The organism is Brevundimonas sp. FV1ye29L, assembly GCF_058681095.1.
In genome coordinates this window covers 726355-744775 of record NZ_CM178730.1, presented here as the reverse complement: position 1 = coordinate 744775, position 18421 = coordinate 726355, and the positions used below count along the sequence as shown (strand labels likewise).

Here is an 18421-nt window from a genome sequence, read left to right as displayed (position 1 = left end):
CGCGTCCCTTATCGGCTCCGTCGTCAACGGCGGGGCCGTGTGCGTTTTGGAGGTCCAGTCCCGTGTCCGTGAACCATCTGATGGGTGTCTATAATCGTGCTCCGCTGGAAGTGGATCGCGGCCGAGGCGCGCGTCTTTGGGCCAAGGACGGCACGGAATATCTGGACTGCGTCTCGGGCATCTCCACCAACGCCCTGGGCCACGCCAATCCGATCCTGGTCGAGGCGGTCAAGGCCCAGGCCGAGAAGCTTTGGCATGTCTCCAACATCTTCCGCATTCCGGACCAGGAAGCGCTGGCCGACAGGCTGTGCGCCCATTCCTTTGCCGACGCGGTCTTCTTCACCAACTCGGGCACCGAGGCGGTCGAGTGCGCCATCAAGACGGCCCGCCGCTATCATTTCCACAATGGGGCGCCCGAGCGGATCGACATCTACGGCTTCGACGGCTCGTTCCACGGCCGCACCTATGGCGCCATCAATGCGGCGGCCAACCCCGCCTATACCAACGGCTTCGGCCCGCCGATGGAGGGCTTCCACCAGCTGGTCTGGGGCGATCATGACGCACTGAAAGCGGCCATCGCCGCCCCGACCACCGCCGCGATCATCGTCGAACCGGTTCAGGGCGAGGGCGGATGCCGCGCCATTCCGGAACACTGCCTGCGCTCGCTGCGGGAACTGTGCGACGAGCATGGCGTCCTGATCATCTTCGATGAGGTCCAGTGCGGTATGGGCCGGACCGGCAAGCTCTGGGCTCACGAATGGGCGGGCATGGCGCCGGACATCATGGCCATCGCCAAGGCCCTGGGCGGCGGCTTCCCCGTCGGCGCCTGCCTGGCCAGCGAAAAGGCCGCCTCTGGCATGACCGTCGGCGTCCACGGCTCGACCTTCGGCGGCAACCCCCTGGCCATGGCCGTGGGCCTGGCGTCCTTTGGCGAACTGGTGAAGCCGGAGCTGATCCAGAACGTCAACGAGATCGCCGGCTATCTGAAGCAGCAGCTCGCCGGCCTGCAGGAACGCTTCCCGGACGTCATCGTCGATGTGCGTGGCAAGGGCCTGCTGATCGGGGTCAAGCTGGTCCCCAACAACCGCGACTTCATGGCCCTGGCCCGCGACACCCAGCAGCTGCTGGTGGCGGGCGGCGGCGACAACTGCGTCCGCATCCTGCCGCCGCTGAACCTGTCCATCGACGAGGCGCGAGAAGCCGTGCGCCGCTTCGAGGGCGCCTGCGAAACCGCGCGCAAACAGATGGCGGCCTGATTATGGTCCGGCACTTCCTCGACATTCACAGGCTGGACGCCGCCGACCTGCGGTCCATCCTCGACGACGCCCATGCCCGCAAGGCCGCCCGCAAGGGCTGGCCGCAGGGTCGGGCTGACGCCGACGCGCCGGGACAAGACCGTGTCCTGGCGATGATTTTCGAAAAGAACTCGACCCGCACCCGCTTCAGCTTCGACGCCGCCATTCGCCAGCTGGGCGGCGACTCGATCATCGCCACCGCCTCGGACATGCAGCTGGGCCGCGGCGAACCGGTCGAGGACACGGCCCGGGTCCTGTCGCGCATGGTCGACGCCGTGATGATCCGCGCCAACAATCACGAGGATGTCGAGCGGTTCGCCCGCGTCTCGACCGTGCCGGTCATCAATGGCCTGACCGACCGCTCGCATCCCTGCCAGATCCTGGCCGACCTCCAGACCATCGAGGAGCATCGCGGGCCGATTGCCGGCAAGACGATCGCCTGGATCGGCGACGGCAACAACGTCTGCCACAGCTTCATGCATGCGGCGCCGAAGTTCGGCTTCCACCTGAACGTCGCCTGTCCGGCGGAATACCATCCGGACCTGCGGGATCTCGCCGTCGGCGGAAACTGCGTCACCCTGACCAGCGATCCGCGCGAGGCGGTCAAGGGCGCCGACGTCGTGGTCACCGACACCTGGGTGTCCATGGGCGATCAGGACTATGAGGCGCGCCTCTCCGCCTTCGAATCCTATGGCGTGGACGAGGCCCTGATGGCCGGCGCCGACGCCGATGCGATCTTCCTCCACTGCCTCCCCGCCCACCGGGGCGAGGAGGTCAGCGACGCCGTCATCGACGGTCCGCGCTCGCTGGTGTGGGACGAGGCCGAAAACCGCATCCACGCCCAGAAGGCGGTCCTCGCCTGGTGTTTCGGGGGCTGATTCCGTGCAAGGCGTGATTGGTGGCTGGTGATTGGTGGGTGAGAAGCGGCAGGATCGCTCTGCCATCCGCTAGTCACTAATCACTAATCACTCGGCGCCACTCGCCAATCAGTTCAGATTGACGTCCGATACGCCGCCCGCGTCAGGGACGGTCTTCGTCAGGTTGGCCTTCAGCACCTGATAGCCAAAGCCGATCGCGCCCTTGTCGGACACCCAGACGCGGCCGTCCTGACCGTCGAAGCGGATCAGGGTCAGGTGGGCGTCATCCTTGCCGTCCGGATACCAGGCGGCGACCACGGGGTTCCAGTAGCGGTCGATCCGTTCGCGGTCGTTGTCGATCGACAGATCGCCGTGGATGCAGGCATGCACCTTCTGGTCCCTGGCCTGATAGGTGAACATGCCGCTTTGACCGCCGGTCGCCACATCGCGGGCGAAGTCGGTGTCATCCCGGGTGAAGAACCAGATGGTCCCGGTCTCGGGTTCGCCGAAGCCGGTCATTGGCTGGTTATGATAGCCGGGCTGGTCGAGGCCCAGCATGCCGGTGTTGGAATCCTTGAGGCTTTTCCAGAAGGCGTCTTCGGCCTCGGCGGGGGTCAGGGTCTTGTCGCTCACGGGCGTCTCCTGTTGAGGGGGCGCTCTTCAAGCGGGCGACGCGGGGGGACGTTCCATATGGCCAAGGCTGAAGCGCGAGCTCTTCAACCCGGGCGCCGGAACCCCAGCAGCGTCCCCACATGGATGATCAGCAGCACCGCGAACGCCGCAGCGAGCAGCATGATGAACCGCCAGGGCATCATTCGGGGTCCCGCCACCAGGTCTACGGGCCGGGCGCCGCGCCATCCGGCGAACGCCGCTGTCGTCAGGCTGGCCGCCAGCAGCGACAGGGTCAGGGTCATCGTCATGACCGCCCAGATGTCGACAGGAGGCCTGTCGCGCAAGGCCTGAAACCCTTGCCGTTTCGTTAATCTTCACACGGCATTAACCATGACGAAGCGAAGAACCTCGAAGGGGGACGGCTCATTTCCACAGGAAGTTGTCCGGCCCCCATATCTTGGGGTTAACGACAGATTTACACCCCGGATATGGCCAGTTAGCGTGATGCAGTATGGGTCGAGGAGCGAATCAGTGAGCGCAGCGCCGTGGAGCGTGAAGGGGATCGACCCCAAGGCTCGCGAAGTCGCCAAGGACCTGGCTCGCCGTTCGGGGATGACGCTCGGCGAGTGGCTGAACACCATGATCATGGACGATGTCGATGACGAGGAATCCGTCGTTCCCCTGAGTCGACGCAGCCACGCCTCTGATGCGTTCGAGCGCCGGGGCCGGTCGAGACGCCTTGATGACGTCTACAGCGGACCGGACGACACCCTTCAACGCGTCGCCGCCTCGGTTGACGCCATCGCCGCCCGGCTGGAAGCTGCGGAGCGTCGCTCCACCATCGCGATCCAGGGCGTCGACCAGGCCGTCAATGGTCTGGTCCGGCGGCTCGACGGTCAGGAGCATATCGGCCGCACCTACGGTCGACGCATTGACGACCTGTCCGAGGAACTGCGCGAGGGCCACCGCCGTCTGCGCCAGTTCGAACAGGACACCGGACCAAAGACGGCCGAGACCTTCGGCAAGGTCGAGGCCGGCCTCGGCGCGCTCGCCTCGCGCCTCTATGATATCGAGGAGCGCCAACGCACCAGCTTCAACGAGCTGCGCCAGCGTATGGAGGCCGCCGAGAAGGGGGCCGGGCCCGGACATGGCGCCGATCTGATGGCCCAGGCCTCGGCCCGGCTCGACCAGGCCCAGGCCCAGACCACGGCCGCCCTGCGCGGACTTGAACGCTCGTTCGCTGGCCTGGATCAACGGCTGCGCGCCGCTGAGGGCCGGGTCGAACCCCAGGGCGTCCGCGAGGCGGCGCGGTTCGAGAAACTGGCAGAGACCCTGACCCGTCAGGTTGAGGCCAATCGAACCGACATGATGCGGCGGCTTGACACCGCCGAACAGGAGAACCGGCTGGCCCGGATTGAAGCCGCAGTCGCGGCGGCCGGCGAACACATCAAGGCCGCCGAACAGCGCTCGGCCCGCGGCATCGAGACGATGGGACGCGAGGTTCTGCGGATCGCCCAGAACCTGAACGGCCGCGTCGAAACCCTGGACGGACGCATCAATCAGGTCGAGGCCGGGGCGGTCGACAAGATTTCAGCCGTGGGTCAGGCCATTGCCTCGGACCTTGGCCGGTCCCTGGGCGAGAAGCTCGACCGCGACATGGCGCGCCACACCCAGGCCATAGACCATCGCCTGACGCGCTCGGAGGATCAGCACGCCCTGGCGCTGGAGAAGCTTGGCGACGAGATCACCCGCATATCCGACCGCCTGTCGGACCGGATCGTCCAGTCCGAGCGCAAGTCGGCCCAGGCGCTGGACGACGTCGCCCGTCGCCTCGGCGACAGTTCGGATCGTATGGAACAGGCCTATGGCCGGGTGTCCGGCGAGATGGCCGAACGCCTGCGACTCAGCGAGGAACGCACCGCCGCCCTTATTGATCAGGCGCGCGAGGCCATGGAGCGACGCGCCGAACGCGCGGCGGAGGGCCGCCAGCCGGCCGCTGTCGCCGAGGTGGCGGCCCCGAACTCCGACCTCCGTCAGCCCGACTGGCGCTCGGCCGCCTTCCCCGATGAGAATTTCGACGGGGACGACCTGTGGGCGACGGCCGACGGCGCCGGCCCGGCCCCCTTCCCCGCCTTTGAGACGCCCCGGCCTGATGCAGCGCCCCGCGCCGTCGCCGCCACTGCGCCGGTCGATCGGCTGACCGACGATGTGGCGGCCGCATGGGAAACGCCCGTCGCCGACGCCCAGACACCTCCGGTGACGCACCCGGCCTTTGGCGGAGCCGATGTCGCGGACGCCCTGGCCGCCACCTCGGCCAACGCCCCCTTCGCGGCCCAGGCCTTTGCGACGCCGGGGCCCGCCGGAACCGGTCACGATCCGCTCGGCCCTGACTATATTGACGCCGCGTCCGACACCTTCGCTGACGATACCGAATTCGTTGACGCCCATGCCCTGCGTGCGGGGCTCACCGCCGGCGTCGCCACGGCCCGGGCCGAGTCGACCCGCAGCGCCATCGACGCCGCCCGCGCCGCCATGGCGAGCCCCGCCGAGGAGGAGGCGCCGGCGCGTGGCGCCTTCGGCCTGAAACGGGGCGGCAAGTCCAAGCTTCAGGAACGGCTGGACAAACAGGCCCGTCGCGAGACGTCGGTGGTGAAGAAGGCGCTGCTCGCCTCGGTCACGGCCACGGCTCTTGTGGGCGCGTTTTTCGTCACTGGCCGCCTGACCGGCGTGGATGCCTTCTCCGTTCCCGCCCTGGACCGCGCCCTCGGCCTCGGCGCGGCCGAGGCCCCGGCCACGCCGGTCGACGCCCGGGCGGTGAACGAGCCGCTGGCGGCTGTCGCCCTGACGGGCAGCGCCGGGCCGTCGCCCGAAGCCCAGGTCCTGTTCGACAAGGCGCTCGCCCAGATCGATGCGGGCGACAAGGCCGGCCTCGAGACCCTGACCCAGGCCGCCAACCTCGGTCTGCCCCTGGCCCAGCTCAAACTGGCCGACCTCTACCAGGCCGGTACGGGGGGCGCGACACGCAACCTGACCGAGGCCCGCGCATGGGCCCGTCGTGCGGCCGAAGCCGGGGATCCGCGCGGGATGCACGCCTTCGGCATGTATCTGTTCGATGCGGTCGGCGGCGCCCGCAACCGGCCCGAGGCCCTGAACTGGCTGCTGAAGGCGGCGGATCGCGGGCTCGTCGACAGCCAGTTCAATGTGGCCAAAATCTATGAGACGGGCGACGAGGGCATAGCCGCCAATCCGGCTGACGCCCTGAAATGGTATCTCATCGCGGCCAAGGCCGGTGACCAGCAGGCGCGGGCTGCGGCGGATCGTCTGGCCGCCAGGGTGCCGTCCGCCGGCCGGCAGGCCGCCCGGGACGCCGCCAACGCCTTCGTCGTGGACTCGGCGGCCGGCGCCTGATCGGGCCCACGCCCGCCACCCCCTTCACCCCGCGCGATGCGCGCACGGGGTGAAGGGGGTGGCCGGGGCGACCCCGTTTGGATATGAGCGGCCTTCGCCTGCGGGCGACCGGACGTCACCCCCGGGTCTGCCGTCCCGGTCTTTCGCCTCCTGTCTTTCGCCTCCAACCGAAGGCGCGTCCTTTGGATATCTATCTGCCGATCGCCGAGGTTTCGGTGAACTGGCCGCTCCTGGTGCTGCTGGGCGCGCTGGTCGGCTTCGTGTCCGGACTGTTCGGCATCGGCGGCGGCTTCCTGATGGCGCCGATCCTGGTGTTCCTCGGCATTCCCCCGACGGTGGCGGTGGCCAGCCAGGCCAGCCACGTGGTGGCGTCATCGACCTCGGGCGTCATTCGCTATTCCGGACAGGGCGCGGTCGACTTCCGCATGGGCGCGATCATGGCCCTGGGCGGCGCACTCGGCGCCTATGGCGGCGTCGAGGCCTTCCGCTATTTGCGACTGTTGGGTCAGGCCGACCTGGTGGTCTCGGTCTCCTACCTCGTCTTCCTCGGCTCCATCGGCGTCCTTATGCTGAACGAGAGCCTGACCGAAATCCTGCGCCGCCATCGCAATGAGCCGGCCCCGCACAAGGACCGGCGTCGGCCCCTGTTCCTCTACGGCCTGCCGTTCCGGATGCGTTTTCCGAAATCCGGCCTCTACATCAGCATCATCCCGCCGCTTGTCCTCGGCATCTTCGCCGGCGTGCTTTCGGCCATCATGGGGGTCGGCGGCGGCTTCATCCTGGTGCCGGCCATGCTCTATGTGCTCAAGATGCGCGCCGGGGTCGTGGTCGGAACCAGCCTGTTCCAGATCATCATCACGACCGGCATCACCACCGTGCTTCAGGCCGGCCGAAACCAGACGGTCGACATCGTGCTGTCGTCCCTGCTGCTGTTCGGCGGGGTGGTCGGGGCCCAGGTCGGGGCGCGTTTCGCCGGCCGGTTCCGCGCGGAGGAGTTGCGCGCCCTGCTCGGCCTGATCGTGCTGCTGGTCGGCATCCATATGGGGCTGGAACTGTTCGTCCGCCCCTCGGAGATCTTCCTCCTCGCGCCGGGAGTGTCGGACTGATGGTCCAGATCGCCCCGCCCCCCCCGCCGCCGCCTGTGGTCGAGACGCCGGCCCCCGACCTCTCACAGGCCACGGTACGCGATCTTCGCGTCGCCGCCGCCCTGACTGACGCCCAGGTCCGGGTCGATTCCGGCTTCACCGGCGCGTCGATCGTCCTGTACGGGGCGGTGTTCAATCCGACTGATGATCCGGCTGACGTCGTCATCGTCGTGCGCGGCCCCGACGCCCCGGTCCGTCTGGTCAAACGTACGCGGCATATGGGTGTCTGGCTGAACAGCCGGCCAGTGCTGTTCGAGGGCGCGCCGGGCTTCTACATGACCGCCTCGACGCGCCCGTTGAACCAGATCGCCGATTTCGGCCAGCTGCGGCGCCTCGGCCTGGGGGTCGACCACCTGCGGATCGCGGCCCCGGAAGAGGCGCGCACGGTGACCCGTTACGGCGTGCGGGACGTGGTCATCAGCCAGCTGGGCGATGACTATCTGGACTGGCGGCGCGCCGTGATCCGGTTGAAGGAGGCGGTCGCCCTCTACGACACCGACGCAGCCGGTGTGAAGTTCGTCGATCAGGGCCTGTTCCGCGCCCAGCTGACCCTGCCGGCCGTCGCGCCGACCGGTCGATACTATGCCGAGGTCTGGCTGTTCCAGAACGGGGAGCCGCGTTCGGTTTCCAACCTGACCCTCACCGTCGACAAGGTCGGTCTGGAGCGCGACATCTATGAGTTCGCCCACCGTCGGCCCTGGCTCTATGGCCTGCTGTGCGTGGTTCTGGCTGCGGCCACAGGCTATGCGGCCTCCCGGGTGTTCCGGCGCAGATAAATTTGGCGTTTGAGGACAAGGGTTTCCGCGTTGAAACCGATCGTTCAGACTTTGGCCCTAGTTCTGCGACATCCTGTCACAGGGCCGGAGCGTCTCCCCGCCGGCCCCGTCGTCTCGCGACAGGGCCTGGTGGCGGAGTGGATACGCGGTGGGCCCGAAAGCCCGCAAACCCTCCGTTCGACTCGGAGGCCAGGCCTCCAGGATCTGCGGCGCCTCAGCGCGCCAGACGAACCAGCTTGCCGTCAGACTCGTCCGTGATGGCCCAGACCGCACCGTCCGGCCCCACAGCGACATCGCGCACCCGTTCGCCCAGATCGGTCAGCACCCGCTCCTCGCCGATAACCCGATCATTGCGGATCACCAGCCGGGCAATGTGCTTTTCCTTCAGGGCGGCGACCAGCAGGTCGCCGTTCCAGCCCGGGAACATCGCCCCCGAATACAGGGTCGTGCCGCCCGGGGCGATCACCGGATCCCAGTAGTAGACCGGCTGCTCGATCCCTTCGCGCGCGGTCGTCCCCGCACTGATGGTGGCGCCCGAATATTCGACCCCATAGGCGACGTCAGGCCAGCCATGGTTGGCGCCCGGCCGGGTCAGGTTCACCTCGTCCCCGCCCCTGGCGCCGTGCTCGACGGTCCAGACCTTGCCATCGGCCGCGACCGTCACCCCCTGGACATTGCGATGACCCAGGCTCCAGATCTCGGGCAGGGCGCCCTGGCGGCCCACAAAGGGATTGTCCTGCGGGACCGAGCCGTCCGCATTGATGCGGATCACCTTGCCCATGTGCGAGCCCAGGTCCTGGGCCTGGGGACGCATCGGCCGGTCCGACCGCTCGCCGAGGGTCAGGAACAGCTTGCCGTCGGGCGCGAAGGCCAGGGCGCCGCCGAAATGCTTGTCGCCGTCATAGGCCGGCAGGGCCCGGAAAATGACCTGGACATCGTCCAGTCTCTGCCCGTCCTCCGACAGACGGCCGCTGGCGATCGAGGTGGCGTTGCCGCCCTCACGCGGTTCGGCATAGGTCCAGAACACCCTCCGGTCGGTCGCGAAAGCGGGGCTGACCGCCACGTCCAGCAAACCGCCCTGTCCGCGCGCCGATACGGCGGGCAGTCCCGAGACGGGCTCGCCCCTGGCGCCATCGGCCCCGATAATCCGCATCCGGCCCGGCCTCTCGGTCACCAGCCAGCGTCCGTCCGGCAGGAGCGCCAGACCCCAGGGATGGTCCAGACCCGAGGCGATCACCGTATGGGTCAAGGTCGCCTCCGTCCGCACGCCCGGCGCCCGGGTCTGCCCTTCGAACGCGGGGGTCTGGCCCACGCCCTGGGCGGGACGGGTCTCGAGCGGGGCCGCGGGTTGTCCCGGCGCGCCGCCTTCGCTCTGGCCATTGGCGCCGCAGGCGGCGGCCAGGACGAGGGCGGCGGAGGATACGGCGATCAGGCCGGTTCGCTTGGTGAGGGACATCGACAGGCTCCAGTCAGAAATGGGCGTTATCTCGGGTGACGAACGGCCGCCGGTCAGGGCTGTTCCGCTTCGGGGCTAGGTTGTCTCGCGACGGATTGAACGGCGGCCTTGAACCCGCCGTTCGACCACTATATAGCGACCCCTCTCGCGCGTAGGGCGGCTCTTTGACGCTCCCTCGGGGTTGGGTAGCTCAGATGGTTAGAGCGGTGGATTCATAACCCACAGGTCGGCGGTTCGATCCCGCCTCCAACCACCACTTTCTGTTAGAATTGCAAAGAGTTATTGGCCTGCGGGCCGCGCCTGGTTTACCGGCGATCAGAACAGACGGGGCAAGGACGCATTCCGGGGTCAAATCCGGATGCCTGGCTGACGGCGCCGCTCGGAAAAAGAGTCGGGAGAGTCGGGAGAGTCGGGATCGCGGGGCTGATGTCAAAGACCGGACATCAGGATAGCCGAACTGGCGGCCGCGTGGGTTGAATCGGTCGAGAAACGAAAACGTCCTTAATAAACAGGCGCTCGGACGCCTGTACCCTTATGGCCCGCCTCGTCGGGCGCGTCCCGGGACAGAGTCAGTTCGCCGTTTGCGCCCGCGCACAGCGCCTTTGATGGGCGATGCCCTTCAGGAAGCCGCGGCGCACCAGTCCGGCCCGGATCGCGGCCTGAACCTCGCGATCATGCGCCGCGGCGCCAGACAGCCGCCGGACCCAGGACCTGAGCGGAATGAAATCCGTCGCCGTATCCCGGACCATGTCCAGCGCCACGCCGGCGGCCTGATCGCCGGTCCCGGCGGCCTGTTCGGGTTGATCCACGTCCGGCCCCAGCGCCTCGTCCAGGGCGTCGATGCCGGCAATGACTGCTGAGCACGGGCGCAGTCCGGCGGTGGCATAGGGTGCGCCACGGGCCGCAATCAGAACCTCGGGCACCTCCTGCCGGCGCAGGTTCAGGTCGTCCAGCGGCGCCGTCGCCGCCTGTCCCACGCCGCTCTGGAAGGTCGCCGCACCCTGGGCCGCCTGGTTCCGGTTCAGTTCCAGGCCGGTCGGCATCATCGTGCCGCACGCCGCCAGCGACGACACGACCAGGGGCGCCCCGATCAGGAGGAAAAGCGAACGGGTCGAAATGATCATGGCGGCGCCCGGCAAGCGTGACTGTAGGTCACTCAAGCGCGCGGGCGACCCCATGGGTTCCGTCCGGCAGGGTTCAGTGCAGGGTTTCGCCGTGCAGACTGTAGTCGAGGCCCTCGACCTCCTGCTCCTTGCTGACCCTCAGACCGGTGGTGAAGCGACAGATCATCAGGACGATGAAGGTGCCCGCCGCGCTCCAGGCGATGACACCGGCCAGTCCGATGGCCTGTTTCCAGACCGACGCCCCTTCGGCCAGCGGGTTGACCGCCGCCGAGGCGAACAGGCCGGTCAACAGGGCGCCGACGATGCCGCCGATGCCGTGAATGCCCCAGGCGTCGAGGCTGTCGTCATATTTCAGCGCCCGCTTCAGCCAGACCGCCCCGGCATAGCAGGCCGGACCGCCGATCAGGCCGATGAAGAAGGCGCCCTTGGGATCGACGAAACCCGCCGCCGGGGTGATGGCCACCAGACCCGCCACAATGCCCGACAGCAGGCCCAGCAGGGTCGCCCGCCTGTTGTCGATCCACTCTATGGTCAGCCAGCCCAGAGCCGCCGTCGCCGCCGCCAGGATGGTGTTGAACGCCGCCGTCGCCGCCAGGCCATCCGCCGCCCCCGCCGAGCCTGCGTTGAAGCCCAGCCAGCCGACCAGCAGCAGGCCCGTGCCGATGGCCGTATAGGCGAGGTTGGACGGCGCCATATTGTCCCGCCCGAAGCCGTGACGCGGCTTCAGCACCAGACAGCAGACCAGCCCCGCGATCCCGGCATTGACGTGCACCACCGCCCCGCCGGCGAAGTCCAGGACGCCGAGCCCGCCCAGATAGCCGCCGCCCCAGACCTGATGGCAGATCGGCGCATAGACGATCAGATGCCACAGGCCGAAGAAGAGCATCGAGGCCGAGAACTTCATCCGTTCGGCGAAGGCCCCGGCGATCAGGGCCGGGGTGATGATGGCGAAGGTCATCTGGAAGGCGGCGAACAACAGTTCCGGAAGTCCGGGCAACAGGCTGTGCGCCGTCTGCGGCGTGACCCCGGTGAAGAAGGCGGCCTGCACCCCCCCGACGAAACCGTCGATCGCCTCCGGCCCCTTGCCGAACGACAGACTGTATCCGGCGATGAACCACAGCACGGTCACGAGGGCGAAGGCCGCCGTCGACTGGGCGATGACCGAGATGATGTTCTTCTTCCGGACCATGCCGCCATAGAACAGCGCCAGCCCGGGCAGGGTCATCATCAGCACCAGGGCCGTGGACGTCAGGATCCAGGCCGTGGCCCCCGTGTTCAGGTCCAGCGCCGCCTGATGATCCAGCAGGGCGGGCGCCTCCTGCGCAAGGGCCGGGCCGGCCATCATGGCGAACAACAGCAGGCTCAGTACCCCCGCCGTCACCCTGGGGCTTGCCCCGGGGGCCGGACCTCGAGAAGGGCCGTGCCTGTCCGCAGTCCCCCTTTCCTTACCCGCTTCCGGCCTCCCATCTCGCTGCACACGCGATCTTCGGGTCAAGCTCGAGGATGACGAGGGACAAGGGGCTTGAGCAAGCGGCTGGGTCATCGGCGGGGAGGCCTATCGACAGGGGTTATTTGACCGAACCCGGATCATGCAGGCTCCGCGAGGGATTGGGCAAGGGGTTCGCGTTCAGCGGCTTCGACCTTCGCCACGGTGGACGGCACGATCCGCACAAACCGGCCCAGACTGTCTGCCCAGTTCGACACCAGCTTCCGCGCCAGCGGCGATCCGGTCGCCGCGGCATGAGCCTGGACGAGGGCCAGCAGCCGTTCGCCCGCCGCCTCGGTCAAGGGGACGATCCCGGCCATGTCGCCGTTCAACGCGAGCTTCACCCGCGCTTCATCGGACAGGACGAACAGTTCGCCGCCCGACATGCCGGCCGCGAGGTTCCAGCCGACCGGCCCCAGCACCACGACCCGGCCGCCGGTCATATATTCGCAGCCGTGGGCGCCCAGTCCCTCAACCACGGCCTCGGCGCCCGAGTTGCGCACCGCAAACCGCTCGCCCGCCGACCCGGCCACAAACAGCCGGCCCGAGGTCGCGCCGTACAGGGTGGTGTTGCCCACCGCCGGCTGGTGCTCGCGCCATTCGATCGGCTTGACCACGATCTCGGCCCCGGACAGCCCCTTGCCGACATAGTCATTGGCCTCGCCGGTCAGCTCCAGCTTCAGCCCCTTCGCGCCGAAGGCGCCGAAGGATTGGCCGGCTGAGCCGGTCAGCTTCAGGGTCAGCACGCCCGCCGGGCCCGTCGGGCCCCAGCGGCGCACGATGGCCGAGGACAGGCCCGCCCCGATGGTCCGCATGACGTTGGAGATCGGATAGCTGAGCTCCGAGGTCTGGCCCCGGTCGAGGAAGGCCCAGGCGTCGTTCAGGACGCGGGCGTCCAGGGTTTCCGGAACCTCGGCGCGGCCCTTTTCGGCCCACAGCTTCTTCCCGGGCGCCTCGACCCGCACCAGCAGGGGGTTGAGGTCCAGATCATCCAGATGCGCCCCGCCGCGCCGCACCTGACGCAACAGGTCCGTCCGGCCGACGATCTCGTCCAGGGTCCGCGCACCCAGCACGGCCAGATACTCGCGCACCTCCTCGGCGATGAAGCTGAACAGGTTGACGACCTTGTCGGCCGTGCCCGTGAACTTCTCGCGCAGGCGCGGATCCTGGGAGCAGACCCCGACCGGACAGGTGTTGGAATGGCACTGGCGCACCATCAGACAGCCCATGGCGATCAGGCTGGCGGTGCCGATGTTGAATTCCTCGGCGCCCAGGATGGCGGCGATGACGATGTCGCGGCCGGTGCGCATCCCGCCGTCGGCGCGGACCACGACATGGCTGCGCAGGTTGTTCAGGCTGAGGACCTGATGGGTTTCGGCCAGGCCGATCTCCCACGGCAGGCCGGCGTGTTTGATCGACGACTGGGGCGAGGCGCCCGTGCCGCCGTTATGGCCGGCGATCAGGATGCAGTCGGCCTTGGCCTTGGCCACGCCCGAGGCGATGGCCCCGATGCCCGAGGCGCTGACCAGTTTCACCGTCACCCGGGCGTCCGGATTGATCGATTTCAGGTCATAGATCAGCTGGGCCAGGTCCTCGATCGAATAGATGTCGTGGTGCGGCGGCGGGCTGATCAGGGTCGTCCCCGGCACGGCGTGGCGCATCCGGGCGATGAATTCGGTGACCTTGAAGCCGGGCAGCTGGCCGCCCTCGCCGGGCTTGGCGCCCTGGGCCACCTTGATCTCGATCTCGCGGCACTGGTTCAGATATTCGGCGGTGACGCCGAACCGGCCGGACGCGATCTGCTTGACCGCCGAGTTCATATTGTCGCCGTCCGGACGCGTCGCATAACGCTCCGGATCCTCGCCCCCCTCGCCCGAAACCGAGCGGGCCCCGATGCGATTCATCGCCACGTTCAGGACGCCGTGGGCCTCGGGCGACAGGGCGCCCAGCGACATGCCGGGCGTCAGGAAACGCTTCCGGATATCCGAGACGCTCTCGACCTCATAGACGGGCACCGGGGTCAGGCCCTCGCGCCAGTCCAGCAGGTCGCGCGGGGCAAGGTCGGCCTGGTTCCGGACGGCTTCGGAGTACTGTTTGAAGCGCTTGTAGTCGCCGCGGTTGCAGGCGTCCTGCAGCAGGTGGATGGTGCGGGCGTCGTGGGCATGGGCCTCGCCGCCCGTCCGGATGCGGAAGAAGCCGCCGATCGAGGGCACGGGCGTCGCCTCGGTCCAGGCCGCCTGGTGCCGCCGCAATGACGCCTGCTCCAGCCCGGCCATGCCGATGCCGGAGATGCGCGACGGGGCGCCGGGGAAGAACTCGGCCGTCAGGGCCCGGGACAGGCCCAGGACCTCGAACTCGCAGCCGCCGCGATAGGCGGAGATGACGCTGATGCCCTTTCGCGCCAGGGTCTTCATCAGGCCGGCCTCGATCCCGGCCTTGTAGTTCAGACAGGCGTCGCGCAGCGACAGGCCCGGATAGGCGCCCCGGTCCAGACGCTCCTGGAACATCTCCTGCGCCAGCCACGGGTTCACCGCCGTGGCCCCGACCCCGACCAGGACCGCGAAGCCGTGGGGGTCCAGCACCTCGGCCGACCGCACCACGATCGACACGAAGGACCTCAGGCCCGTGTCCGTCAGCCGTCCGTGCACCGCCGCCGTCGCCAGAATCATCGGCGTCGACAGCCGCGTTTCAGACGCACGCTCGTCGGTCAGGACGATCAGGCCGGCGCCGCCGCGCACGGCCGCCTCGGCTTCGTCGCGGATACGGTCGATCGCCGCCCGCAGCGAGACCCCCGACAGGGCGCCCTCCTCCGGCAGCGGATAGGAACAGTCCAGCGTCACCGTCGACCCCGCGCCGACGACGTCCAGCATCCGCTCGTACATGCCGGTGGTCAGGACCGGGCTGTCGAGAACGAAGACGTTCGTCTGGGCCTCTTCCTCGGCGAGGATATTGCCCAGGTTCTTGAACCGGGTCTTCAGGCTCATGGCCCCGGCTTCACGCAGCGGATCGATCGGCGGGTTGGTGACCTGGGAGAAGTTCTGGCGGAAATAGTGGGCCAGGGGGCGCGGCAGGACGGACAGGACGGCCGGAGGGCTGTCGTCGCCCATCGACCCGACCGCCTCCTTGCCGTCGGTGATCAGGGGATCGAGCAGCATCTCGAGGTCTTCGCGGCTGTAGCCGGCGGCGATCTGGCGGCGGGTCAGGGCCTCGCCCGTCGCCGCGCGCGGCTCGGGTCCGGGGCCGATGACCGGCTCCAGATCGACCATATTGTCCAGCCAGTCGGCATAGGGGTGGGCGGCGGCGAGGGCGTCGATGGCCTCGCCCTCGTCCAGCAGGATCCCGGTCTTCAGGTCGGCGACGATCATCCGGCCCGGACCGATGGGCAGCCGCCGCGCGATCCGCGCCTCCGGCACCCCCGCCAGTCCGGCTTCGGACCCCGCCAGCAGGAGGCCGTCGTGGGTGACCATGGCGCGCAGGGGGCGCAGGCCGTTCCGGTCCTTGCCGCAGACGATATAGCGACCGTCGGTGGCGCAGATGGCGGCCGGTCCGTCCCACGGCTCCATCACCGCATTGCAATAGGCGTACAGGGCCTGGTGCTCGCGCTTCATCAGCCCGGCGTCCCGGGACCAGGCCTCGGGGATCAGCAGCGCCTTGGCCATCGGCGCGGGACGCCCGGCCCGGACCAGGACCTCGAACACATTGTCCAGCGCCGCAGAGTCCGATCCGCCCGCCTGGACCACCGGCTTGACCTCGCCGTCGCGATCGCCGAACGCCTGCGCCGCCATGCGGATCTCATGGCTCCGCATCCAGTTCAGATTGCCCTTCAGCGTGTTGATCTCGCCGTTGTGGGCCAGCATCCGGAACGGCTGGGCCAGCCGCCATTCCGGGAAGGTGTTGGTCGAATAGCGCTGGTGGAAGATGGCGTAGGCCGCCTCGAAGGTCGGATCCAGCAGGTCGGGATAGAGCTGGTCCAGCAGCTCGGCCCGCACCATTCCCTTGTAGATCAGCGACCGCGACGACAGCGAACAGATGTAGAAGCCCGGGATGGCCTCGGCCTGGACCGCCTTCTCGATGCGGCGGCGGCACAGATACAGTTCACGCTCCAGCGCCTCGCCGTCCTCCTCGCCCGCCAGATGGGCGGGGGCGGCCAGCATGATCTGCTCGATCTCGGGCCGGGTCGCGCCCGCCTTGGATCCAACCACCGACAGGTCGATCGGCGTCTGGCGCCAGCCATAGATATAGAAGCCGGCGCGCAGGACCTCGGTCTCGACGATGGCCCGGGCCCGGTCCTGGGCGCCCAGGTCGGTGCGGGGCAGGAAGATCTGGCCGATGGCGATGGGCCCGGCGCGCAGGGTCTGGCCGATGACGCGGACCTGTTCGGCGAAGAAGCCCTGGGGCGCCTCGACCATCAGTCCGGCGCCGTCGCCCGACAGGCCGTCGGGATCCACCGCACCGCGGTGGGCGACGTTCTTCAGAGACCTCACCGCCAGCTCGACGACCTCGCGGCGCGGCTTGCCATCCACGGCGCAGACCATGCCGACGCCGCAGGCGTCCTTTTCGGAAGCCGGATCATAGGCGTGGCCCGCGATCAGACGGGCGCGGTCGGATTGATACTGGTTCAGCCAGGTCATGCGGCCTGTTCCTCGGTACGCGTACGCAGATAGCGGTCGATTTCAGCGGCGGCGTCCTGGCCGTCGCGAACCGCCCAGACGACGAGCGAGGCGCCGCGCACGGCGTCCCCCGCGGCGAACACCCCGTCCAGACTGGTGGCGAAACCGGTCGTATTGACCTGCTGGCGGGTGACCACTGTGCCCCATTCGGTCAGGGCCAGTTCGGGATGGTGGTCGGCAAAGGCCTCGGGTTCGAAGCCCAGGGCCTCGATCACCATATCGGCCTGGAGGTCGAAGTCGCCCCCGGGCACGGGGATGATCTCGCGCCGCTTGCCGAACTCGGGCTCGCTCAGGGCCATGCGGGCGGCGCGGACCGAGGTGACCGATCCATCGCGCGACATCAGGGCCTTGGGCGCGCCCAGCCATTCGAAGACCACGCCCTCTTCCTCGGCGTTCTGCACCTCGCGGGCCGAGCCGGGCATATTGGCCTTGTCGCGGCGGTAGAGGCAGACGACAGAGTCCGCGCCCTGGCGGATGGCGGTGCGGACGCAGTCCATGGCGGTGTCCCCGCCCCCCACGACGACGACGCGACGGCCCTTCGCATTGTGCCAGCCTTCGCCCTCGGCATCGCCAAGGTCGCGGCGGTTCTGGTGGATCAGATAGTCCAGCGCCGCGATCGTGTCGGCGGGTCCGCCGCCGGGAACCGACAGGGCCCGGGCATTGTACACGCCCATGGCCAGCAGGACCGCGTCATGGCGTTCGCGCAGCTGATCCAGCGTCACGTCCCTGCCCACATCGCAGCCCGTGACGAACTGGACCCCGCCCTCGGCCAGACGGTCGAGCCGGCGCTGGACGATCCGCTTCTCCAGCTTGAAGCCGGGGATGCCGTACATCAGCAGCCCGCCGGCCCGGTCGTGCCGGTCATAGACGGTAACCTGATAGCCGGCCGAGCGCAGCCGGTCGGCGGCGGCCATCCCGGCCGGACCGGCGCCGACGATCCCGACCGACTGGCCGCGTTCATGCAGGGGCCGGATCGGCTCGACCCAGCCGTTGTCGAAGGCGGTGTCGGCGATGAAGGCCTCGACCGAGCCGATGGTCACCGCCTCCCAGCCGGACACATTCAGGGTGCAGGCGCCCTCGCACAGCCGGTCCTGAGGACAGATGCGGCCGCAGATCTCGGGCATGGTCGAGGTCTCGGACGATACCCGCCAGGCGTCGCGCAGCGCGTCCTCGGCGGCCAGGTTCAGCCAGTCCGGGATGTTGTTCTGCAAAGGGCAGGCGTCCTGGCAGAAGGGCACGCCACACGAGGTGCAACGACCGGCCTGGGTCTCGACATTGGCCGCCGTCGGCTTGACGATGATCTCGCCGAAGTCCTGCACGCGTTTCTCCGCCTCCGCCTTGGGCAGGCGGCGAGGTTGCACGACAAAGCCCTTGGCGGGCATGGATCCGGTCTTTTGCATGCGCGGCATAAAGCCTAATCGGCGCTTTTCAGCAAATGGTTTCCGGTAAAGCCGCGTTTCAGCGGGTTTTGCGCAGATTTTAACTACCAACACGCGCCAACGGGATCATTTTGTTCTTCGGCAGCAAGGCCTGACCTGCGAGTCGTTCGCGACTGCAACGCAAACATGACCAAAAGTTAAGACGAAGCGCCT

General features: G+C 68.4%; 12 protein-coding genes and 1 tRNA gene. 6 read left to right on the top strand and 7 right to left on the bottom strand.

Annotated features, from left to right (window positions below; all coding sequences use genetic code 11):
- The first annotated feature begins 80 nt into the window (after positions 1-80).
- Together ACW17W_RS03690 and argF are read left to right on the top strand one after the other, a co-directional pair.
- Positions 81-1256, top strand: a complete 1176-nt coding sequence (locus ACW17W_RS03690) for an aspartate aminotransferase family protein (RefSeq protein WP_492079397.1) — start codon at positions 81-83, stop codon at positions 1254-1256.
- Positions 1253-2173, top strand: a complete 921-nt coding sequence (gene argF, locus ACW17W_RS03685) for an ornithine carbamoyltransferase (protein WP_492080248.1) — start codon at positions 1253-1255, stop codon at positions 2171-2173. Before ACW17W_RS03690 ends, argF begins: the two co-directional genes overlap by 4 nt.
- Before the next feature lie 108 nt (positions 2174-2281).
- Here argF and ACW17W_RS03680 read toward each other — a convergent pair whose 3' ends face one another.
- Both ACW17W_RS03680 and ACW17W_RS03675 read right to left on the bottom strand, forming a co-directional pair.
- Positions 2282-2785 (bottom strand): pyridoxamine 5'-phosphate oxidase family protein, encoded by a 504-nt coding sequence (locus tag ACW17W_RS03680; protein WP_492079396.1) that lies wholly within the window; start codon positions 2783-2785, stop codon positions 2282-2284.
- 83 nt (positions 2786-2868) lie between these two features.
- Positions 2869-3108: a hypothetical protein gene (locus ACW17W_RS03675; RefSeq protein WP_492079395.1), complete on the bottom strand. Its 240-nt coding sequence runs from the start codon at positions 3106-3108 to the stop codon at positions 2869-2871.
- Positions 3109-3295: 187 nt separating this feature from the next.
- Here ACW17W_RS03675 and ACW17W_RS03670 point away from each other — a divergent pair, with 187 nt between their 5' ends.
- From ACW17W_RS03670 to ACW17W_RS03660, 3 genes are all read left to right on the top strand, one after another.
- Positions 3296-6172 (top strand): SEL1-like repeat protein, encoded by a 2877-nt coding sequence (locus ACW17W_RS03670; RefSeq protein WP_492079394.1) that lies wholly within the window; start codon positions 3296-3298, stop codon positions 6170-6172.
- Positions 6173-6354: 182 nt separating this feature from the next.
- Complete coding sequence (locus tag ACW17W_RS03665) at positions 6355-7278, top strand: sulfite exporter TauE/SafE family protein (protein ID WP_492079393.1); 924 nt, start codon at positions 6355-6357, stop codon at positions 7276-7278.
- Positions 7278-8093 carry a TIGR02186 family protein gene (locus ACW17W_RS03660; protein ID WP_492079392.1) on the top strand — a complete coding sequence of 272 codons (816 nt, stop codon included), beginning with the start codon at positions 7278-7280 and terminating at the stop codon, positions 8091-8093. The genes ACW17W_RS03665 and ACW17W_RS03660 overlap by 1 nt, the downstream gene beginning before the upstream one ends.
- A gap of 214 nt (positions 8094-8307) precedes the next feature.
- On the opposite strand, the gene ACW17W_RS03655 is transcribed toward ACW17W_RS03660, so the two are convergent.
- Positions 8308-9549 (bottom strand): PQQ-dependent sugar dehydrogenase, encoded by a 1242-nt coding sequence (locus tag ACW17W_RS03655; RefSeq protein ID WP_492079391.1) that lies wholly within the window; start codon positions 9547-9549, stop codon positions 8308-8310.
- 179 nt (positions 9550-9728) lie between these two features.
- On the opposite strand from ACW17W_RS03655, the gene ACW17W_RS03650 reads away from it, so the two are divergent.
- A tRNA-Met gene (locus ACW17W_RS03650) sits at positions 9729-9805 on the top strand.
- A 313-nt stretch (positions 9806-10118) separates the two neighbouring features.
- Here the strand turns inward: ACW17W_RS03650 and ACW17W_RS03645 are convergent.
- The 4 genes from ACW17W_RS03645 to ACW17W_RS03630 all read right to left on the bottom strand — a co-directional run bounded on the left by ACW17W_RS03645 (position 10119) and on the right by ACW17W_RS03630 (position 18229).
- A complete protein-coding gene (locus ACW17W_RS03645) occupies positions 10119-10673 on the bottom strand; it encodes a hypothetical protein (protein WP_492079390.1) in 555 nt (184 codons plus the stop codon).
- A gap of 73 nt (positions 10674-10746) precedes the next feature.
- Positions 10747-12018, bottom strand: a complete 1272-nt coding sequence (locus tag ACW17W_RS03640) for an ammonium transporter (RefSeq protein ID WP_492080247.1) — start codon at positions 12016-12018, stop codon at positions 10747-10749.
- A 242-nt stretch (positions 12019-12260) separates the two neighbouring features.
- On the bottom strand, positions 12261-16790 hold the full coding sequence (gene gltB / locus ACW17W_RS03635) for a glutamate synthase large subunit (RefSeq protein ID WP_492079389.1): 4530 nt from the start codon (positions 16788-16790) through the stop codon (positions 12261-12263).
- Entirely contained in the window at positions 16787-18229 is a 1443-nt protein-coding gene (locus ACW17W_RS03630; RefSeq protein WP_492079388.1) for an NAD(P)-dependent oxidoreductase, read from the bottom strand. Before ACW17W_RS03630 ends, gltB begins: the two co-directional genes overlap by 4 nt.
- Positions 18230-18421: the final 192 nt, after the last annotated feature.

Excerpts from the sequence above, each read along its gene's own strand:
- ACW17W_RS03660 (WP_492079392.1), top strand. The coding sequence starts at position 7,278 with ATGGTCCAGATCGCCCCGCCCCCCCCGCCGCCGCCTGTGGTCGAGACG.
- ACW17W_RS03630 (WP_492079388.1), bottom strand. The coding sequence starts at position 18,229 with ATGCAAAAGACCGGATCCATGCCCGCCAAGGGCTTTGTCGTGCAACCT.
- ACW17W_RS03645 (WP_492079390.1), bottom strand. The coding sequence starts at position 10,673 with ATGATCATTTCGACCCGTTCGCTTTTCCTCCTGATCGGGGCGCCCCTG.
- ACW17W_RS03690 (WP_492079397.1), top strand. The coding sequence starts at position 81 with ATGGGTGTCTATAATCGTGCTCCGCTGGAAGTGGATCGCGGCCGAGGC.
- gltB (WP_492079389.1), bottom strand. The coding sequence starts at position 16,790 with ATGACCTGGCTGAACCAGTATCAATCCGACCGCGCCCGTCTGATCGCG.
- ACW17W_RS03640 (WP_492080247.1), bottom strand. The coding sequence starts at position 12,018 with ATGATGGCCGGCCCGGCCCTTGCGCAGGAGGCGCCCGCCCTGCTGGAT.
- ACW17W_RS03655 (WP_492079391.1), bottom strand. The coding sequence starts at position 9,549 with ATGTCCCTCACCAAGCGAACCGGCCTGATCGCCGTATCCTCCGCCGCC.